At 57.4% G+C, this 22,611-nt stretch carries 17 protein-coding genes; 8 read left to right on the forward strand and 9 right to left on the reverse strand.

Annotation, left to right across the window (positions count from 1 at the left end; genetic code table 11):
* Nucleotides 1-11: 11 nt before the first annotated feature.
* Together QM647_RS18315 and QM647_RS18320 are read left to right on the forward strand one after the other, a co-directional pair.
* Entirely contained in the window at nt 12-677 is a 666-nt protein-coding gene (locus tag QM647_RS18315) for a lasso peptide biosynthesis B2 protein (RefSeq protein ID WP_414996998.1), read from the forward strand.
* Nucleotides 678-2,519: an asparagine synthase-related protein gene (locus tag QM647_RS18320; protein WP_414996999.1), complete on the forward strand. Its 1,842-nt coding sequence runs from the start codon at nt 678-680 to the stop codon at nt 2,517-2,519.
* Here QM647_RS18320 and QM647_RS18325 read toward each other — a convergent pair.
* The 4 genes from QM647_RS18325 to QM647_RS18340 all read right to left on the reverse strand — a co-directional run bounded on the left by QM647_RS18325 (nt 2,488) and on the right by QM647_RS18340 (nt 9,162).
* The gene (locus tag QM647_RS18325) at nt 2,488-4,569 is read right to left on the reverse strand and encodes an Atxe2 family lasso peptide isopeptidase (protein ID WP_414997000.1); all 2,082 of its coding nucleotides are present in this window, start codon (nt 4,567-4,569) and stop codon (nt 2,488-2,490) included. The two genes, QM647_RS18320 and QM647_RS18325, sit on opposite strands and share 32 nt — an antisense overlap.
* A 41-nt stretch (nt 4,570-4,610) precedes the next feature.
* Complete coding sequence (locus QM647_RS18330; RefSeq protein WP_414997001.1) at nt 4,611-7,151, reverse strand: TonB-dependent receptor domain-containing protein; 2,541 nt, start codon at nt 7,149-7,151, stop codon at nt 4,611-4,613.
* Between the two features lie 105 nt (nt 7,152-7,256).
* Nucleotides 7,257-8,231 (reverse strand): FecR family protein, encoded by a 975-nt coding sequence (locus QM647_RS18335; protein WP_414997002.1) that lies wholly within the window; start codon nt 8,229-8,231, stop codon nt 7,257-7,259.
* Between the two features lie 58 nt (nt 8,232-8,289).
* Nucleotides 8,290-9,162, reverse strand: a complete 873-nt coding sequence (locus QM647_RS18340; protein WP_414997003.1) for a sigma-70 family RNA polymerase sigma factor — start codon at nt 9,160-9,162, stop codon at nt 8,290-8,292.
* A 207-nt stretch (nt 9,163-9,369) separates the two neighbouring features.
* Between QM647_RS18340 and QM647_RS18345 the strand changes: the two genes are divergently transcribed.
* Nucleotides 9,370-9,708, forward strand: a complete 339-nt coding sequence (locus QM647_RS18345; RefSeq protein WP_414997004.1) for a helix-turn-helix domain-containing protein — start codon at nt 9,370-9,372, stop codon at nt 9,706-9,708.
* Nucleotides 9,709-9,967: 259 nt separating this feature from the next.
* On the opposite strand, the gene QM647_RS18350 is transcribed toward QM647_RS18345, so the two are convergent.
* Nucleotides 9,968-11,530 carry a reverse transcriptase domain-containing protein gene (locus tag QM647_RS18350; RefSeq protein ID WP_414997005.1) on the reverse strand — a complete coding sequence of 521 codons (1,563 nt, stop codon included), beginning with the start codon at nt 11,528-11,530 and terminating at the stop codon, nt 9,968-9,970.
* 217 nt (nt 11,531-11,747) lie between these two features.
* On the opposite strand from QM647_RS18350, the gene QM647_RS18355 reads away from it, so the two are divergent.
* Together QM647_RS18355 and QM647_RS18360 are read left to right on the forward strand one after the other, a co-directional pair.
* A complete protein-coding gene (locus QM647_RS18355; protein WP_414997006.1) occupies nt 11,748-13,511 on the forward strand; it encodes an SIR2 family protein in 1,764 nt (587 codons plus the stop codon).
* On the forward strand, nt 13,508-14,920 hold the full coding sequence (locus tag QM647_RS18360) for an argonaute/piwi family protein (protein WP_414997007.1): 1,413 nt from the start codon (nt 13,508-13,510) through the stop codon (nt 14,918-14,920). Before QM647_RS18355 ends, QM647_RS18360 begins: the two co-directional genes overlap by 4 nt.
* A 113-nt stretch (nt 14,921-15,033) precedes the next feature.
* Here QM647_RS18360 and QM647_RS18365 read toward each other — a convergent pair whose 3' ends face one another.
* Nucleotides 15,034-18,264, reverse strand: coding sequence for an error-prone DNA polymerase (locus tag QM647_RS18365; protein WP_414997008.1), 3,231 nt, complete (start codon nt 18,262-18,264; stop codon nt 15,034-15,036).
* 151 nt (nt 18,265-18,415) lie between these two features.
* Between QM647_RS18365 and QM647_RS18370 the strand changes: the two genes are divergently transcribed.
* Nucleotides 18,416-18,724, forward strand: a complete 309-nt coding sequence (locus tag QM647_RS18370) for a hypothetical protein (RefSeq protein ID WP_414997009.1) — start codon at nt 18,416-18,418, stop codon at nt 18,722-18,724.
* Here the strand turns inward: QM647_RS18370 and QM647_RS18375 are convergent.
* Complete coding sequence (locus tag QM647_RS18375) at nt 18,704-20,101, reverse strand: Y-family DNA polymerase (protein WP_414997010.1); 1,398 nt, start codon at nt 20,099-20,101, stop codon at nt 18,704-18,706. The genes QM647_RS18370 and QM647_RS18375 overlap by 21 nt on opposite strands.
* A gap of 40 nt (nt 20,102-20,141) precedes the next feature.
* Nucleotides 20,142-20,900 carry an ImuA family protein gene (locus QM647_RS18380; RefSeq protein WP_414997011.1) on the reverse strand — a complete coding sequence of 253 codons (759 nt, stop codon included), beginning with the start codon at nt 20,898-20,900 and terminating at the stop codon, nt 20,142-20,144.
* 274 nt (nt 20,901-21,174) lie between these two features.
* On the opposite strand from QM647_RS18380, the gene QM647_RS18385 reads away from it, so the two are divergent.
* Complete coding sequence (locus tag QM647_RS18385; RefSeq protein ID WP_414997012.1) at nt 21,175-21,639, forward strand: hypothetical protein; 465 nt, start codon at nt 21,175-21,177, stop codon at nt 21,637-21,639.
* Between the two features lie 116 nt (nt 21,640-21,755).
* Nucleotides 21,756-22,031 carry a hypothetical protein gene (locus tag QM647_RS18390; RefSeq protein WP_414997013.1) on the forward strand — a complete coding sequence of 92 codons (276 nt, stop codon included), beginning with the start codon at nt 21,756-21,758 and terminating at the stop codon, nt 22,029-22,031.
* 5 nt (nt 22,032-22,036) lie between these two features.
* Here QM647_RS18390 and QM647_RS18395 read toward each other — a convergent pair whose 3' ends face one another.
* A complete protein-coding gene (locus QM647_RS18395) occupies nt 22,037-22,540 on the reverse strand; it encodes a DUF1810 domain-containing protein (protein ID WP_414997014.1) in 504 nt (167 codons plus the stop codon).
* Between the last annotated feature and the right edge of the window lie 71 nt (nt 22,541-22,611).

The following is a 22,611-nucleotide window of genomic DNA, read 5'->3' on the forward strand; positions in this document are numbered from 1 at the left end:
GGAGTGTTCGCATGGGCTTCGCACTCCCATCGCACCAGTACGTCTGCATTGCCAATCACCGGTGCGTGTTCCTCAATCTGGCTCAGGACCGATATTTCTGCCTGCCGCCCGATTTGGAAAGTCCATTCCTGAGCCTGCTATCTGGAGCGGAACCACCGAATGCCGGGACACGTGACATCGAGCGCCTGGTCGAACTTGGTGTCATCGTTCCCTCGGTCACCCATGACTTGACGTCTCCCTCTCGCGAAGTCCTCGCCAGAACCTCCAGCCGTTTCGACGTCCTGCATTCGGCCCCGAATCCATGGCTGGTCCTCCGCGCCGTTCTGTCCCAAAGGCGTGCGACACGTGATCTTTCCAGGCTGCCGCTCCTGTCCGTGCTCACGTCCCTTCGTGAGGCAAAGGCTCAAGACGGCCAGCGTCACGGCAATACACCGATCCCATCTCGCCATATCGCTGCCTATCGGACGGCGACCCGCATATTGTCGTCCCAGGATCAGTGCCTGCGTACGGCCGTAGGTTTTACCCGCTTGCTGAACCGCGACGGATATTTCCCGAACATGGTGATCGGCGTCCGCATGTCTCCTTTTCGTGCTCATGCCTGGGTTCAGGATCGTGGAACGGTCCTGACGGACACACTCGACACTGTTCTACCGTTCACGCCCATTTTGGTGATTTAAATGGCTATTCGTTATCTGGCGCTTGTCGCGACCGCTTCCGATCAATTCGAGGCCATGGCCAGGCAAGTGGTCGCGCAGCACGGCTTCACACCGGTCTATATGAGCGACTTCCTCTGCGTACTCGTCGGCAATGAAGATGTTGAGGCCACGACGCACATGGCCGGTGGCGTGGCGGTTGGCCACCTCTTCTCCAAAACGGCCGGATCGCCTCATATCAAACGAATTGAAGCGCCAGAGGTGAAACAGGGCAAGGCCTCTGCAGGAGCCAGCTTATTGAACACGGTTTGGGGCGGATATGTTTCGTTCGTTGAACCCGAAGGCGGAGCGATCGCGATCATGCGCGATCCGTCAGGCCTAATGCCCTGCTATTACGTGCGTGTGGGCGACAGCGTGGTCATAGGCTCAGATATCGAAGCGCTCTGCGAGGCCGGCTACGTGCCGTCCGTCAACTGGTCGTTTCTGCCTCGCCATTTGTACTGCCGGGATTTGCGTACGCCGGAAACGGCGTTGATCGGTGTGACCGAATTGTTGGCGGGACACTGCCTGCTGGTAAAGGGCGAGATGACGTCGATACGCCCTGTTTGGTCCCCCTGGGATCATGCCGGCATCGACCAGCGAAGCGATGCAGATATGGCGGCGGACTTGCGCGAAACAGTGCTGTCTACGGTGAAAGCCTGGGGGAATGCCTTCGATCGAGTTTTGCTCAGCCTCTCGGGCGGGCTGGATTCATCCATTGTCGCCGCGTGCCTCGCACGGGCCAAATGCAGCGTCAATTGCGTCACTCTGTCAACCGATGAGCCAGAGGGCGATGAACGCACCTATGCCGAGACCGTGGCGAGCGGTCTAGGGCTGCCAATAGTTAGTGCCTGGCACAACAGCCTCGACATCAACATTCGTCAAAGTGCGTCCGCACACCTGCCGCGCCCCAGCCAGACCGCGTTCACCCATGCTGTCAATCGCCTCCGCTTCGACGCGGCCGAGCAAGTCGGCGCGACTGCGATCTTCGAAGGCGTCGGCGGTGATAACGTCTTTTGCCACATGCGGTCTGCAACGCCCCTTCTGGACCAGATCGCCGGACAGGGCCTTGGGCTCGGCACATGGAAAACAATCCAGGACATCTGCGCGATGACCGGCAACAGCAATTGGGATGTCATCAAAATGGCTGCCCGTCGACAATACGCCGGCAGCGCGCGCTACGCATTTCAAGGCCATCAGGGTTTCCTCAGCGATGACGCGCTGTCGCCAGCCGATCTGACGCTGGACCATCCGTGGCTGGAACCACCAAAAGGCGCGCTGATTGGCAAGGCGGTGCATGTCGCCATGATGGCACGCATGCAGGGGAGCATTGACGGTTTCCCACGGCGCGGCATCCCCGCAGTCGATCCATTGTTATCGCAGCCGATTGTAGAGGCGTGCCTTAAGATACCCACCTGGAAATGGGTATCAAAAGGGGAAGATCGGTCCATCGCCCGGCAAGCGTTTTCCGACCTCATACCTGGCAAACTGGCGCACCGCCGGTCCAAAGGTACGCCGGACACGGCGGTGTTCCAGATGGTTGAAAAGCACCGTGCCGAGATGCAGGACTTCTTACTTGGCGGTCTCCTGGCCGACACAGGCATGCTCGACCTGTCTCGACTGGAAACGGTCCTGTCACCGCGCTCGGTGCTGGCTACACCCAACCATATCCTCTTGTTGGCGCTGACCGAGTGCGAAGCCTGGGTGAGGCACTGGCAGTCTCTGGCCGACAACAAAAGGCGGAAACGGCCCCGTCCGGGAGTGAGGACAGACGGGGCCGGCCTTGCGCGCTTACCTATGGCCCCGGAGCCACGCGCAAGTTCGTAGCGGGCGCGCCGCGAAGCGCATCCCACAATTTGTAATCCGCTGCCCGATCAGGCGACGGGTCCTTTATGTCCCTCAGCCAGTAGTCGAACCAGGCCAGGTTTCGCTGATACACAGCGAGGCGATGCGCCGGCTGCCACAGGATGTGGTTTTCATCGGGGAAGACATAGGTCTCGACAGGCTTTTGCTTTTCCTGAAGGGCAACAACCCCCTCCAGCGCCGCCGGGAACTCGACATCGGACACCTGAACCAGGATCGGTGTCTCCAGATGGTCAGCGTTTGCCCGCAATGAGATGTGCGACCAAAATCCGTCCGCACTATCGGTCAGTGCTGGAATCCCCCACGTTCGCATCCTCTGGCGGTAACCCGCCCCATTGAGAAAGCCGGTCACCGAGGGTTCCATGCAACAAGAGCCCAGGCTGGCGGCCTTGTACCGGTTATTATGGATCAGGGCGAAGATGGTCGAAGCCGCGCCCTCACTCAGACCGCTGATACCCATGCGATCTGGGTCGATGACGCCCTCACTGATCGCAACGTCAACTCCTTTGTCGAGCGATGACAATATGCTGCGCCGATCCTTCCAATCCTTGAAATCCTCGCGATTGGCGTCCTCCCAGGTCTTCGCGCCGGCAAGGTAACTAACGCTCATGGCGCCCTGAACGCTTAAGACCGCATACCCATGACTGGCCAGGGCTTGGATCGGATACTCATCCCCCGTCCCGCCCCGTAAGAAACCTCGGGTCTGGTACTGCACCACGATGAGCGGGTGCTTCTCGCCAGCCTTATGGTCCGGTGGCAGGACCAGGTCTCCGAAGCCGGGCACGCCAAAGGCGTTCGTCCATTCGAGGCGATGCACGCTCCCTTTGCGCAATAAGGCGAAGTCGGGATTGGGGTCATATAGCTTGGTGATCGCGCCGGTCTTGATGTCAACCGACACCAGCTCGCGCGGTTGCGTGGACGCCTCGTGGCCGCAAATCAGATGGTCGGTGAGGAACTGGCAGCCGATCAGCATATCCCGCGTGCTGAACACGGGCCGAAGCCCCCGTTCGCCCACGTGCCAGGCGTAGAGCGAGGTGAAGCTCAATCCCCAACCATCGCGCTTCAGGACATACAGCGTGCGACCATCCGGCGACCAGAACAGGGATGAGATTTCGTCATGGGGCTTTACGGTTACAGACTGGACTTTCCGACCAGGGCGACCAATCGAAATCAAGGTCGGGGCGCTGACGTCGTCCTTGACCTGCGGCTCACTCCAGGCCCGCTCTCCCGTGGGCAAGCTCGCTATGTGCGTCGCCAGGGTCGGATATCCTTCGGCAGGTGCTGGTCGGAGACGCGCCGCCTCGGCCGCCGTCGTCGGCACCATCTCACCCGTCTCCAGATTTACGGTAAATTGCGCTGAGGGTACCGGTGACGGAATCTGCGGGTAGCTGCCGGCAAACGGGACAAAACGGTCATCAAACACGTAACCCGACCGGCCCTCCGTCTTGAGCTTCTCGGCCGATTCAAGAAGGCCAGGTCTACCTGTCACGACCAGATGTGTTCCATCGTCGGTCCACGCCACGACTTCAATGTCGTAAGTGACGCGCGTGACAGCCTTCGATCCGCTCCCATCCGCGTTGGCTATCCAGGCTTGGGTGACGCCGTTGTCGCGGCGGAGATAGGCAATACGGCTTCCGTCGGGTGACCAAACAGGGGTTATGACGGCGCAGGCCCCGCTCGGGATCTGCACAGCGAAGCCCCCGCCTTCCCATTGCTCCTTCATATATTCGCCACCCCGATCGACCACGACGGGGCTGGCACCTATCTTAAGCGCCAGGGTGTACATGGTCAGCCGGTAGGCATTGGCGGCGGCGTCCGTTTGTCGGACCTGAAACGCGATGCGTGTCCCGTCCGGAGAGATGCTGAATATCTGATCATCGGCGCTGGCATGCAGGGTGCCTATGTCGCGCAGTGCCATCAGGTCGTCGATGTCCACCGTCCTCGACCGAGCCGGCATCACGGTTCCCTCCCCCGCTTGCGCGGGAGAGGTCAGCGGATGGGCCAGCACTGCCATTAAGCAGGCCCCGCCCAATAGTTTCGAAGGCAGTCTCATGGTTACCAGGCCTTCGTTACGGTTAGGCTGGCATATCGCCCCATGATGGACGTGTTGGTGCTGTCAAAATTGATACCTGGGAGGTGCGATTGGCTGGAGTAGATTTCCGGCGGGCGCTGGTCCAGCAGGTTCGAGATGGACAGTGACAGCTTCAGGCCGTGCGTGAACCCGCTACCGTTGGCGAAAACATAGGCACCTGTGGCGTCTAGCGTGGTCCATGAGCCAACCTTGGCATATGGCAACACACCCGTGTCCACCTCATCTGAGAGGTAATTGACGATGCCAGTCAGCGTGACCGCGGCCCTCTGCCAGGTCAGCCCGCCGCGCGCCTTGAACTTCGGGGTATTGAAGACTGTGCCCGAAAGCCTAACAACCGGCATTGTCGAGATGGTCTGCTGTTCCAGGCGTGCCCATGTGCCGTTGAGGAAGCCACTGATGGTGCTTTCGCCGACATCAAACGACTGGCGGTAGGACACATCCAGCCCCTTTATGGTCTGCGAAGTCGCGTTCTGAAATGTGTCACGGATCACCGCAACAACTTGGGACGGATCATAGGCCCCGCTGGAGTAGTTGTAGAAGATAGCCGCATTTGCCATCAGTTCGGCTTGATATTCGGCCGAAGGGTTTTGATCGACAAACGGCGCGTAGATTGGGTTGCTCAGGCCCGTGCTGAACAGAGTGACGGGTTGTACGACCCGGTCCACATAGTCGATGTCGAAATAAGTGGCGGAAAGTTTCAGTGCCGGGAGGCTCGCCGGCGTGTAGTCAGCCCCCAGTGTCCACGATGTCGATTTCTCGGGCTTGAGATCGGGATTGCCGCCCCAAGTCATCAGAGCCGTTCCTCCGGCAGCCCCGCCGACACTCGCGGCGTCCCAGAGGTACAGCGTGGATTGGAGATGCGACTGGAGGAAGGACGGCGCCTTGAAGGACTTACCCCAGCTGGCGCGGATTGCGAGGTCGTTCAGCGGCACATAGCGAATGCCGACGCGAGGATTGGTCGTGCTGCCGAAGTCGCTGTAGTGCTCGGTGCGTCCGGACAGGCTGAGATCCAGGCTATGCAGGCCGGTCCTGGTCTCCGAGGCGGCGACCACGGGTATTTGGGTTTCGGCGTAGGCATAAGCGACATCCCGTGTACCTTCGTAGGCGTCACTGGTCCCTGGCCGCCCGCTCATGAACCCTTCGTGCCGGTAACCGCCGCCCACGGCCAGTTTGACATCGCCCGACGGCAGGGTGAAGAGCGTGCCGTCGGCCGTGGCTTCTGCGTATTGCAGGTAGTTCTTGTAGGTGATGGCATAGGACCAGTCGTAATCCGGATAAAGGGACCACTCATTGTCCAGGCTGCCAGAGGCCACGCCCGTGACATGCGCTTTCCATCCGCCGCCCAGATGGAAGTCAAGATTTGCCGCGACACTGTAGGCCGGCGTGTAGGTCGTGGACTGATAGAAGTCCCAGGTCGAGAACGGCTGCGAATCCGCCGTATTGTATCGATCGCTGTAGAGGCCATCGAACGATATGGAAACCGCATTGGTCAGATCCCGCCCCAGGCTCACAAAGACCGAGTTCCGATCTTGCGGCCGAATAATGGTTTCGGTCGGCAAGTAGGTATCGAGGCCCGCTTGCTGACCGGTGACGGCATTCTGCTCCTCGTGCTCCCAGTTCAGCATGGCGTACCAGTTGCTGCCGGATACCCCAGTCAGGACGCTGTAAAGCTGGTCTTCGCCGCCGCCATCGGTGCGGGCGCCATAGCGAGCGCTGAGTTCCGTACCGTTAAAATTCTTGCGGAGGATAAAGTTGACAACGCCTGCGACCGCGTCCGAACCGTACAGGGCGGACGCACCATCTGGGACGATTTCGATGCGTTGGACGGCCGCCAGAGGCACACCGGATATGTCCGAGCCCTGGCTGAAGCTGTCTGATGAAAGGCGATGGCCGTTCACCAGGACTAGGGTGGCGTCCGTGCCGAGACCGCGCAGATTGACGGTCGCGGCATTGGAGTCATTGTGGTTCGCAATGTTTCCGCTTGAAGCCGCCACGACACCAGGGTTCTGTCCGCCGGAGAAGTTCTCCGGGAGGCTGCGGATAATCTGGCCGACGTCCGAATAGCCTGACCGCTCGATGTCTTTCCGATCTACCGTGTGAAGTGGTGACGTCGGATTGATGCCACGTAGGTGGGTGCCGGTAACAATAATTTCCGCGGCCGGCTCGGTCTTAGTTCCCGCCTCCCGGAGCGAAATGGTTCCGTCTATGTCAGAAGCGATCTCAAGACCGGAGCCGGCCAACAGTTGCCGTAATGCTTCGTCAACTGAATATGTCCCCTTGACCGCCGGCGCGGTGGTGCGTGCGGCAATGTCGTAGGGAAAGATCAGGTGGATATTGGCCTGATTTGCCAGATCATTGAGTGCGGACGCGGTGCTTTCAGCCGGAATATCGAACGCCACTTTGCGGTCGTCTGCGAGGGCTGCATTTGTTGAGAGCAAGGCGGCGCCGACCGCAAGGGCGATGGCGGATGTGCGTAAAGTAGTCAGATAGCGATGATTGGACATGGTCGTTCCCCTTCTTTGCGTGTCACTTTTGTGACCGTGGGGGTAAAGGGCGGGGACGGGTGAAGTACCCCACACGCTTCGATCATGATTTTGCAAATTCACGCATTATCGCGTCAAAACAGTCACATCGCCTTCCGTCAAAACCTTAATGCCAAATGCGGAGGTCAAGCCCTGGAGAAACCCGGACGTGTCGCGGGTACTGAAACGTCCGCCGAGACGAATTCCGGCCAGAGATGGATCTCGGATCACGATTTTCCGGGTGAGATAGCGGTTATATTCCGCGACAGTCGTGGCCAGGGTTAGGCCGCTAAGTACTATCTCGTCTGATTGCCAGGCTTCGACCGTTTCGATGTCAGTGTCCTTTAAGGTCCGAACACCATACGTGCTGACCGTCGAGGAAAAGCCCTGCCCTGCCCTAACCTTCTGCGCCACTTTGTCAGCGTGGGCGTCCGGTGACAGTTTTGATTTCGGCGTGATCATAGTCTCACCATGGAGACAGACGACCTCAAGCTGGCTCCCGTCAATCCGGACGTTCGTTTCTCCGAATTCGGGCTCGATACTGTGGTCGAGGGCATAGATGGTAAGACGTTGCAATGATGCAGGTCCCAAAACGGCAATCTCGCCACGATCCAGCCAAATCTCTCTTTTGGCGTCGCTAAACCGCCATGACACCTTCGTGTCCGTATTCAGGTCAAGGTGACTGCTATCGGGCAAGACGATGCTTCGCCGCTCGCCGACGCGTGTCTGAGCGTGGGCGCGCCGATTGACAAAGGCGAAGAAGCCGCCGCCGGCCACAAGAACAGCGCCGGCACCGGAAAACGCTCCCCGCAGCCATTGCCGACGGTCCAGGACCGCAGGTCGAACCTCGAATTCATCGATTTCGCTCGGGATGAGATGTTTGACATCGTCCACGGACGCGTCAGTCCCGACAATACGCGCGAACGCTGCAGCATGTCGCGGATCGGCCGCGCGCCATCTTTCAAATGCCTTTTCGTTTGCCGTACCGAGGTCGAGCCGCGTATGCCAACTGGCCGCAGCTTCCAGAATGTCGTCCAGCTCTTTGTCGAAAGGTTCAGTCACGTCTGGGTATCCGGCGATGGGAGGTCGCGCCTCCGCCACCTGTCCAGCTTAAGTCAAGTCAATCAGCGATGGAAGTGTCCGCGGGGCTCTCTTCCTCGGACAAGACCGCACCCAGGCCCAACCCCACTTCATCGGCCTCTAAAAGCTTGTTCAACGCGACCTTGCCTCTGGTGATATGAATCTCGACGCCTTTTAAGCTAAGCCCCAGACGTGCGGCGATTTCAGGACCAGATAGTCCATCAACCTTGCGCATCATCATGACGCGTCGGGATTTTGTGGGTAGCTTGTTTAGCGCCGCCAGCACCCGGCGCAAATGGTCCCGGTGGGCCGCTGCGACGTCAGGAAGCGGCGCCTCACATTTCACCCCGCCCCCGTCCGCGCCGGTTTCGAAGGCAGTTAGCGGCACCACCTTGCTTCGGGCGACAAACCGGCGCGCGGACTGCACGACGGCTTTCGTTATGTAGGCCATGGGATGATCAATAGTCTGCCAGCGATCTCCCACCAGCAAACTTGCATAGACATCGTGAACCAGGTCGCGTGCCACACCTCTGGAACCGACCACGTCTTTAGCTATGGTCAGGAATAGTCCCTCATTTGGTGCGATCTGGTCGCGGAACCAGCAATCGACGTCGCGCAGCCACTCGCGCCTTCGCTCGCCCCCCTTATACTTCCCCGTAAAATCCAAGAAGAAATACCTGTCGGCAACGTCCAGCGCTGCGGCGACGAACGCCAACCGGCGCGGCCCTATACGAAGCGTACCAGCCTCCATCGCCTCCAATTGATCCAACCGTAGACCTAGAGCATCCGCCAGCCACTGCTCGGACATTTGTCGAAGGATGCGCCGCGAGCGTAGCCGTGCACCGATGTGGCGGTCCAAAACCCCTACACTGCGGGCCAAATTGTAAAGCTGTTCGACTTTATCGGTTTCCATTTTGGCCAACTTTTGATGCTTCTAATGTCCATTCCGATCATGTGGATAACCATGAACGCCGTTCGTTGTAGTGCGGGGGATTTTGTGTGTAGTCGCAGAGCCAGAGCACAAACATGTTCGCAAATAGACCGCATAATACGATGTTACATTTTTATCGTATCGTCAAGCCGTTTTTGAACTATCGATTCCGGCCTACGGTCATGAGTAATGGCCGACCAACTGAAAGAGCGTTTTCGAAAATTATTGGTATTGCACCGAAAGCGGTGCGGTATGACCCAACCTGCTCTCGAGGAAAAATCGAAAGTCGGCAAAGAAATGATTTCGCGTATTGAGCGTGGTGTCAGCGAACCAAGCTTTGAGACTATCGAAAAGCTTGCCAACGCCCTCGGTATAGATTTTGCCGAACTGTTCACGACCGAAATACCACGAAGTTCTCTCCGTTCTCCCGAAATAGCGGAGATTACGGTTCGCGTCGCCGGTCTAAATAAGAAAGACTTACCGGTGCTACATAGCTTTTTGGACACATTAGCTGGGCGTGAAAAATAGGCCGAGGCACAAACTGAAAATTCGTCGATTGGCGATTGAACTAGCCTGATATTGTAGAAGGTCAGGCCGCTGGAACTAATCATTCCACATCGGAAAATTGAAAATCGGTATATGTGTTTTCCCGTTCACCCGGCATGCAGTATCACGCTGGATTTTCGCGCCCTGAAAGCGGTTGCAGTGTCGGCGATAGGCCATGAGTTGAGGATGGGCGCAATTCTGATTGCTGGCACCTGAGGATTGCGTCGTCTATCCATTGCCTCTAAGGCAAATTGTCGAGTTCATTTACATCAACTGCCAATTGCTTTGATTCGAGCGCTCCGCCGCTATGACCTATTGCAATGACCTCATAGCGATCATTGATCACAGGGCATCCGCTTAATCCATCGCCAATAACTGCCGAAACTTCAATGTACTTAACCAATTGTCGGGTCGTTCGCGCGATAACTTGGCCAGTGCGTTCCGATAGGCTGTCGGCGGGCCCAAATTCAGGATAGCCGGCGGCAATAATATTAGACTTATTCGGTGTTGGACCATTCGCACGTTTTAGAGAATGTTGAACATGAGCCGGTATATTATGTTCAAGGATAGCTAGGTCGTGGTGCTCACTAAACTTTGGGCTCAGTTTAGCTCTGTATTTTATAGTCGGTCGATGCGGATGGAAAATTTCTGCCCACTCGACAGGCATGTCCTTTAGGCAGTGATGTGCTGTCACTAAACCCACACCCTCTAGGAAAAACGCAGTGCCTTGAGCGTCTTGATCTCCAGTGTCACCCTCGTCCCATTGAACGACGAGCACAGCTTCCTTTAGAATTTCGTCAAATGTCGGATCGATTGGAATTTGATTTAGGGGGAATAGATCGTTGTATCGAAAAGCCAAAGTACGATAGGCACTGAAGCTACGCGATCGAACCTGTCCCAACCACTCTAATCGTCCGCGAAGCATACGTTGCAAATCGGTGCCAGGTCCGTATTTAGCATCGTAATCCGCTTGTGCCGCCGCTAAGCCCAGAGTTTGTACTTTAAAAAGCGCTGCACGCAAATCGCGTACGAATGTCCTTCGCACATTTGTAAATTCGTTTACGACCAGACCAGTCACTTCCTTCCGTCGCTTTTTGCCGAAGTAACGAGTCTTATCCGAATTAATAATGAAAGCATTTCTAAGTATTATGCTTTGCAATTCGGACGATAGCTTGTCTTGCTCCACGATTCCAGACGCGGGCATTGAACCTTCGAAAAGCTGATGTGGCTCGACGTAGCTCGAAATTGTCAGATCGTCGGCATACCGTGTGTATCGAAAATTATGAGACTTGCAGAACCTGGTTAGTTCATTGTCCAGTCTGAAGCTAACCATGTTCGCCAAAATTGGTGACGTTGGCGCGCCTTGTGGCAGGGTGTATGCGGCTGTACACACGGCGCCAATCGCTTCAGAAACGTCGAGTGGCACTCCAAGATATCGCAGGAGCCCCTCGACTCTATTTCGGGTTATCGTCCCGAAGAAATCCTTAAGGTCCAGATTTAAGATATATGGTCGCGATTGATGAGAGTTTGCATTCGTAATCACGCTCTTGTTTTTTACGAATCCATGCACGGGATATCGCGGTTCATAAATCTGCTCTAGCAGCGGTAATATTTTGCGCTGAAGATATTTCAACCGTTTGTCAGGAATCAATAATTCTCGAGTGCCGCCCCTCCTCTTGGGTACCTGAACTCGATTGTACCGATAAATCGCATATTTTTTTAAGAAAGCGACTTCTGAAGTAGCCAAGCCCATAAAGGCATAGAAGTCAGCCAGAGATAACAGTTCAGCCGGTATTGCCGCCATAAGTAAGAGCGCCCTCTCCCTCTCCGCCCGTTCCGCATCATTCGGCGCGGCGGATCTTTTTAGCAAGCATTCTGTCAAACGTCGCAGTAACAACAACGCGGTATGCGAGAGAGCGCTCTTCCCACTAGATTGAATTTTCCGATACCGTTCGTCAAGAGTGAAGGCTAAACACACCTTTGACTGGTATTTTAATGCAAGCGCTGTAATATGGCACCTAATGAATCAAGCTGAACTGATCGCACATTTTTCTCAACGTCCTTCGGCGTTCGCCTGGCTAATTGGTGCTGGCACTTCGCGTATGTCTGGCCTCCCCACAGCAAATGACGTCATTGCTTATTTGAAACGGCGTTACTATTGTCAGCAAGAGAGCGCCGAAATCAGTCTACAAGACATGACAAATGAAGCCGTGCGAGCGCGTATTCAAAGTTTCATGGACTCCAAGGGCTTCCCTCCCCTTTGGTCGCCCGAAGAGTATTCAGGCTACTTTGATAAGATCTTCGGAGACGACAAAGAACGTCAACGAAATTTTCTTCGCGGCATTCTCGACGAAAGCAAAGTCAAGCTGACTGTTGGCAACCGTGTAATGGGCGCACTTCTGGCGGCCGGTCATATGCGCGCGCTTTTTACCACCAACTTTGACAGCGTCGTTGAACGTGCCTTCGCCGAAGTGTCCGGTCGATCTTTAGCGGCATATCATCTGGAAGGATCTCACGCGGCGCTACAAGCCCTAAACAACGAAGAGTACCCCCTCTACGTGAAGCTTCATGGCGATTTTCGTTATGACAGCATCAAAAATCTGACCTCCGATCTTCTTCAGCAGGATCAGGAACTAGCGCGATGCCTGGTCGCGTCCGCCGCGCGCTTTGGTTTGATTGTGGCGGGCTACAGCGGTCGCGACGAAAGCGTGATGGTCCTGTTGAATGAAGCTTTGGATCAAACAAATGCTTTCCCAGCGGGCCTATTTTGGACGGATATTGCCGGCTCGCGTCCCCTCCCCGCCGTAACAGCGCTGATCGCCAAGGCAAAAAGCAAAGGGATTCGCACAGACCTCATTGAAATAGAGACATTTGACACACTCATGCTTCGGCTGTGGCGCAACATCGAGAATAAGCCGATCGATCTGGACGCAAAGGTTCGCCGCTCAGCTACGACCGGCGTAGATATTCCTGTGCCCACACCGGGCAACTCCCGTCCTTTGGTGCGGCTAAATTCGCTACCAATCCGACAGTTCCCGATGCAGGCACTACGCGTCGACACAAGCCGTGGTATTGACTGGTCCGAACTTCGGGACGTCCAAGCCAAGGCAAGAGGCAAGGTGATATTTACAAAAGGCGAGCATATTCTTGCCTGGGGCGGAACGAGTGATATCAAAGCCGCGTTCGGATCGCTGGTTACTAATCTGACACCCGTTGATCTGCCGACAGACCTTTTCGGCTCAGACTATCTCTATCTCCAAGGGTTTTTGGAAGAGGCCCTGATAAAGGGATTGGCACGAGGTCGACCATTACTGTCCAGAACAACACGCAACGGCAGTTATTTGATTGTCGATCGCAACGCCAAAGACCTGACGCAACTCAGCGCGATCAAAGCAAAGGCGGAGGGGCTCTCTGGAGCCATTCCCGGCCTAACCACCACCGTAACCGACGAACACCCCCAGTCTGAGCCTCTATACTGGACTGAAGCACTCCGGGTTTCGCTCACCTGGAAAAATGGTCAAGGCTGGATGCTTATTGATCCCGATCTGTGGGTTTGGCCGCCGCGCGGTCGCGAAATAGCAAAGGATTTCCTCGATACCCGGCGGCGCAAACGTTATAACAATCGCCATGACGATCTATTGTCGGCGTGGATTGAAACCGTGTTCGGCAAACAAGCACAACCAACTGTCCATACTTTTACGCCGTTTGAGAGCGGGGCATCGTCGGAAAACCCCGCCTTCTCCATTGGTAGCCAGACAGGGTATTCCTGGAGGCTTACAGCATGACTGGCCTCAACTCGGCCCTAGCCGGCTATACCTCAATTCCGGACCCCGAGCTGCTCTTCAACGATGGGAGGCTTTATAAGCACCCCCTTGTTGGACTGATTGAAGCGGGCCCTTATAGTGCGAAACTCGGCTTTCCTGCCTCTGTTAGGTTGGCAGTCGTATGTCGTCAGAGCGATCTTCCCCGTGTACAAGGGATGATCCGTGAACTGAACGCGCCGGCACGCCCGAAAGAAGCTCTCAATTATTACCCGGAGTATCCTGGGTTCCAAAAGCTCTTTCGCATTCCGCTAATCGCCCCTACCGAACGGACCACGATCGCAATTTCAGCAAACCTTGATCAACTTGCCGCTGAGGGCAAGAAGAATGATCTCGCCCAGGGCCTGTTTGGCGCAATCGCCCGCCTGCGGCAGGTTCGGGCTGAATTCGACGCAGCGCTAGTATTTCTTCCGCCGAACTGGGCAGCGTGTTTTGAAGGCGAAAGCTTCAATTTCCACGATTATCTTAAAGCCTATTGTGCGCCGTCTAATATACCCGTGCAGATTTTGCGGGACACGAGCTTTACCCGGTCATGCCGAGCGAATGTCTTGTGGGGCATTAGCATCGCACTTTTCGCGAAGGCCGGGGGTGTACCTTGGAAGCTGGAGGGCGTTCGAAAAGACGAAGCATTTGTTGGCATCAGCTATGCTATGAAGCCCGGAAAGGATGGCGCCAACTATACGACCTGCTGTAGCCAGGTTTTCGATCCCGACGGCACCGGTTTCGAGTTTGTCGCTTATGATACCAAGGAATTCAAAGAGGACGAGCGCCGCAATCCCTACCTAAGCTACTATGAAATGCAGTCTGTGTTGTCACGAAGCCTGAACATCTACCAAAGCGGCCACCAAGGCCGCGCCCCTTCAAAGGTTACGATTCACAAAAACACGCCATTTAAGGAAGAGGAGGTGCTTGGAGCACTGGACAGTTTTCGAGACGGAACTGAGGTCGAGCTTGTTCAGATCGTCAAGGATACGGCATGGAAAGCCATCCGGTTCGATGACAAATCACCTCCTAAATCTTTCGGCTATCCAATCCTTCGCGGCACTTACATTCCATTGAACGGTTCCGAAGCCCTTTTATGGACGCAAGGTAGCGTCCCAGGCGTAAACATCCAGCGAGCAAATCAGGACGTATATAAAGAAGGTGTTTTGAAGCCCGTCCCCTCGCCAGTCCTCCTCCGGCGCTTCTCAGGTGCCGGCGGTTGGCATGAAACATGCGCCGGTATCCTTGGCCTCACCAAAATGGATTGGAACAACAACACACTATATAAAAAGCTACCGGTGACGCTGGTTTACTCGGCTCGATTTGCTTCGATTATCCAGCAAAACCCTAATATTGTTGATTGCGTGTACGACTTCCGGAATTTCATGTAATGGCGCTGGTGCTAGGATAAGCGGCGAGTGGGCGAGCAGCCAATGCAACTTCCGCTTTTCGCGACTTTCGATTAGGGACCAACGTCAGCTATGGACCAAAATCCGAACTGCCCTTACTTAAAATCCCGGCTCTTGTGATCGATCCGCGCCTGCCTGACGACACGCGGATCTTCACCCGGTCCGCCGTTCCGGAATTCATCCCCCGGCTGGTGCGGCGGGTTTAGCGGATCATCGCGGCCGCCAATGCTGGCCAGCATGTGGGAGAGATCGACCGCCGACCGGGCAATGAGGTGGACCACCTCCCCTTCCCGCTGGATATAGCCCGTGATCAGGATAAGGCTGGCGCCGAAGACCGCCTGCTTGTGCTGCTCCCCCACCTTCTCCCAGACGATAACATTGGCGTCCCCCGTCTCGTCCTCGATAGTCATGAAGATCACGCCATTGGCGGAGCCCGGCCGCTGGCGGACATTGACCATGCCGGCAACGGAGACATAGCGCTTGTCCTTTGAGCCCATGGCCTCTTTGCAGGTGACATAGCCCCGCTCTTGCAGGTCGCCTCTGAGGAAATGAACCGGATGAACCGTCTGGCTAAAACCGACGCTGTTATAATCCGCTACCACCTGGGCGCCATTGGTCATCGGCTTGAATTCGATCTTCGGCTGGCTGACTTCCTCGACGCTGCGCCCTTGGTCATCCAGTACGCAGTCGAACAGCGGCAGGACATCTGAGCCCAGCGACCGGACCGCCTGTACGACATCTGGTCGCGATAGCCCAAAGGCAGCCGCAAAGGCGTTGGCCTTGCCGAGTCTGCGCAAGGTGGCCTGGGGTGTCTTGGCCCGACGCCACAGATCGGGGATCGATTTATAGGGCGTCTCGCCCCGGTAAAGGATCAGGTTAGCGACATCCGCCGATCGAATACCGCTGATAAGGCGGAAGCCCAGGCGCACCGCGAACCTGCCGGGCCGATTGGTCGGCTCCAGGGTGCAGTCCCATCGACTGTTGTTGACGCAGAACCATCGGACCTCGACACCGTGCAGTTTGGCGTCGCGGATCAACTGCGCCGGCGCATAGAAACCCATCGGCTGGCTGTTGAGAATGGCGGCCAGGAACACATCCGCATGATGGCATTTCATCCAGGCGGAGGCCTCGGCAATGATGGCGAAGCTGAAGGCGTGGGATTCCGGGAAGCCATAGGAACCGAACCCCTCCAGCTGCTTAACCAGCCCCATGGCGAATTCCTCGGTGTAGCCGTTTTTCAGCATGCCATTGATGATGTCCTGGGAGATAGGGCCAATGCCACCCGTCTTCTTGAAGGTCGCCTGGGCGCGACGCACCAGATCGGCCTGACCGGGCGAGAAGCCGGCGCAGGTGATGACGACCTTCATGGCCTGCTCCTGGAACAGAGGCACCCCCAACGTCTTGCCGAGGATATTGGCCAGCTCCGGCTTCGGGAAAGTGACCTCCTCCTCTCCGCTTAGGCGCCGCAGGTACGGATGGACCATGTCGCCCTGGATGGGGCCCGGCCGGACTATCGCCACCTGTATGACGAGATCGTAGAAGGTCCGCGGCTGGGTGCGCGGCAGCATCGATATCTGCGCCCGGGATTCTATCTGAAAGGTGCCGATAGTGTCGGCCCGCCGGATCATGGCGTATGTCTTGGGATCTTCAGGCGGGACACAGGACAGGTCCATCGAAATGCCCTTGTGGTCCTTCAGGAGATCGAAAGCCCGCTTCAAGCAGGTCATCATGCCCAACGCCAGACAATCGACCTTCATAAACTTCAGCGCATCAATGTCATCCTTATCCCATTCTATGACTTGCCGGCCCGCCATCGCCGCCGGCTCCACGGGGACCAGTTCGTCCAATCGGTCGTGCGTCAGTACAAAGCCGCCGGGATGCTGGGAGAGCTGCCGCGGGACATCCAGCAGCAGGAGATGAATTTCAAAAGCCAGACCCAGGTTGCGATCACCGAGGTTCAGGCCCAGTTCCTCGGCCATCTCGGGCGGGCAGCCATTGCCGTAGTAATGGCGGACATTCTTGGCCAGCACCTTGATGGTATCCTGGGGGAAGCCAAGGACACGCAGACTATCACGCATGGCGCCACGCGTGCGGAAGCGCGAGACCACGGCTGTCACTGCCGCATGGTCATAGCCATAGGTCTCCCAGATCCAGACATAGACCTCCTCCCGGCGATGGTGCTCGAAATCCACGTCTATATCCGGCGGCTCGCGCCGCTCCAGGCTGATGAAGCGCTCGAACAGCAGATCGTTGCGATCAGGATCGACGCTGGTGATCCCCAGCACAAAACAGACGCAGGAATTGGCGGCCGAGCCCCGCCCCTGGTGCAGGATATCGCGGGACTGGGCGAACCGGACGATCGAATAGACGGTCAGGAAGTATTTGGCGTAGTCCAGCTGTTCGATCAGATCGAGTTCATGCTTAAGCAGGTCGATGATCTTCTGCGGCACGCCTTCGGGATATCGCCACTTGGCGCCGGCCCAGCAATATCGCTTCAAGGCCTCGATCGCCGACATGCCGGGCAGCCACCGTTCTTCCGGGTATTGATACTCAAGCTCCGACAGGGAAAACCGGCATTTGTCCGCGATCTCTTCCGTCCGGCGCATGGCCTCGCGGTAATCCGGAAACAGGCGGTGCATTTCCTCAGGGGATTTCAGGAAGCGGTCGGCATAGAGCCCCCGCAGATCGCCCATAGTGTGAATGGTGCAGTTATGGCGGATGCAGGTGATGACATCATGCAGGAATGCCCGCTCGTGGGTGGCGTAGAGGATGTCGTTGGTCACCACGGTCGGCACGCGATATTTGACGCCCAGGTTCGACAGGGCATGCAGGCGCATATGGTCGTTCTGCCGATAGCGCAGGGACATGGCCATATAGGCGTGCTCCCCAAACAGGGCCTTCACCTTGCGCAGGCGAATGGCGCACAGGGCATCGGCCTCGTCGGGAATGAAGATGGCCAGGAGCCCCTCATGGAAGTCCTCGACGTCGGCCCACTCGATGTCGCATTTGCCTTTCCCGGCCCGCCGCTTGCCCAGAGACAACAGCCGGCAGAGATTGCGATAGCCGTCGCGGTGCAGGGGGTAGACCAGCAGTGACATGCCGTCCCGGAGCACCAGGCGGCAGCCGATGACCAGACGAACGCCAGTCTCATGCGCCGCCACGTGGGCGCGGACCAGGCCTGCCAGGGTGTTGGTGTCGGCGATGGCCAGGGCCTCCATGCCCAGATCCTTGGCGCGCGCGAACAGCGCATCTGGCGCGGACACTGCCTGAAGGAAAGAGAAATAGGAGGCGCATTGCAGCTCTACATAGTCAGATGACCTGGACACAGCCGACCTCCCACGCCCTCTGCCAGTTGTCCTGGCCAGATATGTGCGTCATGGTCGTCAACCCCTTTAAAAACATGGGTTTTAACCATGGCTTTCGCATCGCCAATTTATGGTGGGTCGTCTTTGTTTGCAGGTGCGAACGGAGGACCAAATGGTTGAAAACAGCATCATCGATTTTCTTATGGAACAACTGGCGCATCCAGCCACATGCCCGCGCAAGATCCGCCAGGCGGTCAAGACGCTGATAGAGCCTGGCACCAGCATTGGCCGACGCATGCTGACCGACCAGTTGATCGACTGCCTGTTCGACCTCTATGCCCATGGCCTGGCCGATACCGTCGAACTCGGTATGGCGCTCAAGGCCAAACTCAACCGCTATCTTCATGTCCGCTTCCAACCGGTCCGGCAGAGCTGCACCGTCCTGCCCTTGCGGCCTCCCTCACTCAAATTTTCCATGTAGGTACCATTTCAGGGACCCGGTATCGGCGTGCTGACCGTCACCGGTGCGGAACACCCAGAAGCGTTCGCCACTGTCAGCTTCCAGTATGAAGTAGTCCCTGACCTTCCCCTTTTCCCGCTCGGTCACCCACCATTCCCCGTGGATGCGTTCCGGCCCGTCGGCGCAGGCGATGCCGTAGCGCTGGCCGCGCCAGGTAAAGGCCCGCGGCGGATGGTCCGGCAAAACCGCCAGGGCCATGATTTCTTCCGGCTTGCGATAGAGGCGTTGCGGCCGGCGGAAGCCGGCATTGCGACCCGAGCCCACGGCCGTTGACGTTGGCGGCAGACGCTTGACCGCCCGTTCCGGGATATCGGTGGCCACCGATACCGCCCGATAGAGACTGTCCTCGCCATAGCGATTGCCCATGATGTCCCATAGCTCCTCGACGTCAGGCCGCGCCGGCGCCTCAAACGACGCCAGGGTCTGTTTCATGGCCAGGGGCTCGGCCAGGCCCGCGACGATTGTCATCTTGTCGATGCCGAAGCCTGGATCGACAGTCTCTATCTTGTCGACGAGTAGCCGTGACAGCCGGCGGGCATCACGCACCGGCTTGGCCATAGCCACGCAGATGGTCTCGACGCGGTTGTCATTGCGCGTAAAATGCAGGTCCAGGCGCCTTGCGCCTAAGCCCGCTTCTTCCATACGTAGGCACATCCGGTCGGTCAGGCGGCGGGTGTACTTCTCGATCGTCTCAGGTGCACTGATGGGCTCGGCGAAGACCCGCTCGATGCGGATCAGTTCCGGCGCCGCCACGGGCTCGATCGGCTCCGCCACCCGCCCGAGGGCCTGATCGATGCGCCGGAACAGCCCGGTGCCAAAACTACGGGTTAGCGCCGGGCGCGGCTTGGCCGCCAGTTCACCAATGGTACCCAGACCGAGCAGATGCAGGTCAGGCACCTTGTCAGGGGGCAAACGTAGGGCTTCGATCGGCAGTCCCCGCAGGGCATCCCCTGTCTTAGTGGGTTCGATGATTTGCACTGGCTGCCGGCCGAACCGCGCCAGGGCGTGCGCCGCGCCCCAGGTGTCTGCCAGGGCCGCGACGGAGGCGATACCGAGATCGCTTAAGCGCCGGCGGGCGTCTTCGATTAAGCCTGCCTCTCCCCCAAAGAGATGGGCGGCCCCCTGGATATCGAGGACCAGCCCGTCCGGTGGATCGGCCGCGACGATGGGCGAGTAAAGTCGTAGCGCCCAGACCGCCAGTTTTTCGAGGGCAATCGCATCGGCATCGGGTTCCGCGTCCTGAATGACCAGTCCGGAAAATAGCGCTTCGACCTTAGCCACCGGCATGCCGACATGGACGCCCATCTGCAGGGCCAGATCGTCGGCAGCGGTTACCACCCGCTGGCGTCCCTCTGAGCCTTTCAGGACCAGAGGTCGATCACGAGACGGCGCGGCGGCACCCATGGCCCGCCGCATCCGATCCGTCGGCCAATAGGGCAGGTATATCGATAAGACCCTTGGCATCACACGCCTCTACTTCAAAATCCGCTGTCCTTCCGCCCCGGCACCGCATCAATTCCAGGTGCCACCGCGCCCGTCCCACGCCGCGCACCGGCAATCGTTCCGAAGGCAGTTCGGTCACCCGCCAGCGCGTGAAGGCTGCCGTCTGCATCCCGAAATCACGAGCATCGACAGGCTTTCGCCAACGCCGCAGAGCAATGGCCATCGTACCGGTCGCCTCCGCGGCCAGTTGAAGCCGTTGGGACGCCACCTGCTTGAGGCTGGATAGCTCACCGACCACAGCCGTCGGTCCGCCGTGCTTCAAGGCATCTTCGAAGCCCCTGAGCAGATCGGCATCGTCTTTCGCCTGGAAGTAGACGGCCTGGTCTTCGCTTAAACCCGATCGCGCCAAAGCCGGCTCGAATAGATCCCCTTGGCAAAAGCACCACAGGACCTTGCCGCCCGTGCGTGCCGCTATACTCGCGGCGAAGGCGGCGGCGGTTGCACCATCTATTGCGCCGTTGGCCCCACCGGCAACTTCATGAAGAGCGCCCAGGGCGAGCCCTCCCCCTGGTAACAGGTCATCGATTGCGGGGACATGGAATGGAAGGACCGTTCGGGATCTGGCGTGAACGCGTTCGATGCCTGCGATTTGCTGGCGGAGATCTGCGAGTGTGGCCGTACTGGCGACTGACATTGCATTCAGGGTCCTTTCTTGAACACGAAATGGGTCTTCATAAAATATGTTCCCTTTTTGTTCTTTTGAAATTCAAGAGTCAAGACGAACGGATCAGGCCAAGTGTCGGATTCGTAAAACGATACCGGCCTGTTTCAGCCGGTTTCATAAATGGGACAGAGGCTTACAGGGAAACGTCGCGATCAAAAAAAAAAGTCGCCGGCGACGTTATTGACGATTTGTTTGCCCCCTTTCGATATAGATAACGAGGTTATCACCTGCGTAGAATACGTGTATGCGTGCGAACCGTGAATTCCGTCTCGTTTTCCTTGTCGACAGGGATACCGACCTTCTGGTCATTCGGCCCATTGGCCGCGCGACCGGTCAGCAATTTCTTGAAAAGCTGTTTGAGGCCTACCATGCCGTTGAGGCCGTCTGGCGTTACAAACGGGTGCATGATCATCGCCGGTTCGACGGCTTCATGACCACCTTTGATTATGAAGAAAACGCGCGTCGCTGGATCGCCTTGACCGATGGCAATCCCCTACCCGCCTTCGCCGCCATCGTCATGCTTGAGCCCGACGAGACGGTACGCATCGCTCGCCCCTCGCACTTCCTGCCACACGAAACCGTTTGCCGGTTTACCGATTACCACGAAGCCGGACACTGGCTAAATGCCGACAACAAGGAAGACTATCTGGCCCGCTTGCGGCAATCTCCCGAAACCACCCATAGGAAAGATTCAGGCGAAATCTATTGAATCCACTGGGTTTTGCTCCCAGGAAATCCATTTTCCGCAACTAAATGGGTATTTGGAATAATATCCATTGCATCGAATGGATAAGGCGCAGACAGTTCGCGTGATCGGAGAGTTGCGTGGCCCAATTTATTTCCCAAACCCTGGAATTACTGGCAACGGGAGATTTGTCGACGCATCAGGCATGCTATAGCCTTTCCGTTTATCTCGCATCGGTATCACCTGCCGAAGGGTTTACGGCGCCGCCCGAAGCCGACATTCAGCATGTCGTCAACCTGCTCGTCCACGCGGTGGCAAACGGTACACTCACGGCGGAAGCCGCCGCCGCGCGGCTCGTCAGTCTAAAGGGGCGCCTGAGCGTTGGCATTCCCACGGGAGAGACTTTACACGCCTGACCGCGTCACAGCCGGGGCGAACGTAACAGCTCCAAGGTCCGTGTGTCCGGCCCCATCGTCACCTCTTCGAGCGCCCTATGAAACACGCTGGCCGGTTTCATACTGGCTACGGCGAACAGGGTCATCGACGATCGGAATTTCTCATCATCCGGTTTGCCGAACAAGGCCGTCACGGAACTGGCCGGCGACTTTAGGACCAGCTGTGTGCATTCCGTAAGACGCTCGGATAAGGTCGGGTGTTCCAGATAGGCGGCGGCCTCCGCGAAACCGGATATCCCGTAAAACTGCGATGTCTCTGACCGCCCGAGGCCGCGCAACTGCGGAAAGACGAACCACATCCAGTGGCTTTGCTTTTGGCCGCTCCGAAGCTCTCTAAGCACGGTCGGATAAAAAGGCGCCTGGGCGGTCACGAAGCGCTCCAGGTCGTAGGTGTTGTCGGTCAGGCTCATCGTGTCTGTCATGGTCGCGGCCTTGTCGTAGGCCATTTGGATGGGAGGATCGAAAATCACGTGGTGCGCCGGGGACAGTATGATACGCGAAGTCCTAATAAAAAATCAGTGAGTAGCTGCGAGTGCGACGC

Origin of the sequence: Asticcacaulis sp. (genome assembly GCF_047605585.1) — a bacterium.
GTDB lineage: Bacteria > Pseudomonadota > Alphaproteobacteria > Caulobacterales > Caulobacteraceae > Asticcacaulis.

Excerpts from the sequence above, each read along its gene's own strand:
- QM647_RS18330 (WP_414997001.1), bottom strand. The coding sequence starts at position 7,151 with ATGTCCAATCATCGCTATCTGACTACTTTACGCACATCCGCCATCGCC.
- QM647_RS18385 (WP_414997012.1), top strand. The coding sequence starts at position 21,175 with ATGCGTGCGAACCGTGAATTCCGTCTCGTTTTCCTTGTCGACAGGGAT.
- QM647_RS18315 (WP_414996998.1), top strand. The coding sequence starts at position 12 with ATGGGCTTCGCACTCCCATCGCACCAGTACGTCTGCATTGCCAATCAC.
- QM647_RS18380 (WP_414997011.1), bottom strand. The coding sequence starts at position 20,900 with ATGTCAGTCGCCAGTACGGCCACACTCGCAGATCTCCGCCAGCAAATC.
- QM647_RS18370 (WP_414997009.1), top strand. The coding sequence starts at position 18,416 with ATGGTTGAAAACAGCATCATCGATTTTCTTATGGAACAACTGGCGCAT.
- QM647_RS18360 (WP_414997007.1), top strand. The coding sequence starts at position 13,508 with ATGACTGGCCTCAACTCGGCCCTAGCCGGCTATACCTCAATTCCGGAC.
- QM647_RS18355 (WP_414997006.1), top strand. The coding sequence starts at position 11,748 with ATGAATCAAGCTGAACTGATCGCACATTTTTCTCAACGTCCTTCGGCG.
- QM647_RS18350 (WP_414997005.1), bottom strand. The coding sequence starts at position 11,530 with ATGGCGGCAATACCGGCTGAACTGTTATCTCTGGCTGACTTCTATGCC.
- QM647_RS18345 (WP_414997004.1), top strand. The coding sequence starts at position 9,370 with ATGGCCGACCAACTGAAAGAGCGTTTTCGAAAATTATTGGTATTGCAC.
- QM647_RS18320 (WP_414996999.1), top strand. The coding sequence starts at position 678 with ATGGCTATTCGTTATCTGGCGCTTGTCGCGACCGCTTCCGATCAATTC.
- QM647_RS18340 (WP_414997003.1), bottom strand. The coding sequence starts at position 9,162 with ATGGAAACCGATAAAGTCGAACAGCTTTACAATTTGGCCCGCAGTGTA.
- QM647_RS18325 (WP_414997000.1), bottom strand. The coding sequence starts at position 4,569 with ATGGCAGTGCTGGCCCATCCGCTGACCTCTCCCGCGCAAGCGGGGGAG.